At 41.4% G+C, this 1,203-nt stretch carries 1 protein-coding gene and 1 pseudogene; both read left to right on the forward strand.

All coding sequences use genetic code 11. The features are described 5' to 3' along the window. Positions 1–233 (forward strand): annotated as a pseudogene (locus tag PX636_RS08695) (RRXRR domain-containing protein); the annotation flags it as partial. Positions 234–292: 59 nt separating this feature from the next. Next, on the forward strand, positions 293–1,084 hold the full coding sequence (locus PX636_RS08700; RefSeq protein WP_288116776.1) for an HpsJ family protein: 792 nt from the start codon (positions 293–295) through the stop codon (positions 1,082–1,084). Positions 1,085–1,203 lie beyond the last annotated feature (119 nt).

Here is a 1,203-nt window from a genome sequence, read left to right on the forward strand (position 1 = left end):
ACCTGATGGTTTTTTCTAAAGGTGGTAAACGACGTAAATATGGTGGCTCTACCACAAGACATGGGTTCCGTAAAGGAGATTTAGTTTCTTCTCCCAAAGGAATTGGTTATATTAGTGGAGATACCGAAAAACAGCTATCTGTAAGCGATACCAATGGTCAACGATTGGGACAGATAACTGTTAGCAAGATTCAGTTAATCCGTCGTTCTAACGGTTTAATTGTTTCTCGCTAACTTATATAAAGCCGCCCTCCGTTATCGCTAAAGGGCGGGGTTTCAGACCCATTTTTTCGATGAACAGCTTTACTTCTTTGTCCCTGAAATTAACGGGATTGGTTTTCATTATTTCCTTCCTTTTGGATGGGTTTATCCTGCCGCTGCCCTATCGATTCAGTCAATCCCAATGGCAGGTAGGGTTCGTCACCACCTTTGTCGATCGAGGAATTGTTCCTCTCCTGGGTATCGTTCTCGTTTTAATCGCTTACTGGATTGACGCTAACAATAGAGATGTCATTCCTAGAAAATCCCGCTTTGAATTGCGTTGGCCGATTTTTATTCTTTCCACACTGTTAGGCTTAGTTTTTCTGTTGATGATTCCTGTTCATATCAATAATATCAACCAGATTAAAAACAACGCTTTGACTCAAATTGAACAGGGTGTTGACCAGGGGGAGGGACAAATTCAAGCTTTCTTAGCCCAGATAAATACTCTATCGCAAAATCCCCAACTATTAGAACAGCAGATATCTCAGAGAACTCAAGTGATTGAAACTGGTAGTTTCCAAGGACAACCGATCAACACGGAACAGTTACAGACCCTCCGCCAACAAAGAGAACAATTAACTAATTTACGGGATTTATCCAAAAAACCGAAGGAGTTTAAACAGCGATTAGATGAGATCAAAAATGAGCTACAAACTCAGCTGCAAGATCGACGAAAACAGGCAGAAAGCCAAGCTAACTTGGAGGCTTTGAAACAGTGGTTAAGAATTGGTATTCAAAGTATGTTGCTATCGATTTGCTATAGTTTGATCGGTTGGTTAGGCATTCGAGAACTAGGTAGTATAAAAAAACGCACCGCCTAAGAAGGGGGTTTATCTTATTGACATCCTCGCCGCCCTAAAAGTGCGGCGATTCCTAAACCTCACGATTTAAGTTTCTGCTTCCACCACCGTCGCATACCACAGTTAAAAAACCATGTACT

Origin of the sequence: Microcystis sp. M53598_WE2 (assembly GCF_030067735.1) — a bacterium.
Taxonomy (GTDB): domain Bacteria; phylum Cyanobacteriota; class Cyanobacteriia; order Cyanobacteriales; family Microcystaceae; genus Microcystis; species Microcystis aeruginosa.

Coding starts and splice junctions, on each gene's coding strand:
- PX636_RS08700 (WP_288116776.1), top strand. CDS start 293: ATGAACAGCTTTACTTCTTTGTCCCTGAAATTAACGGGATTGGTTTTC.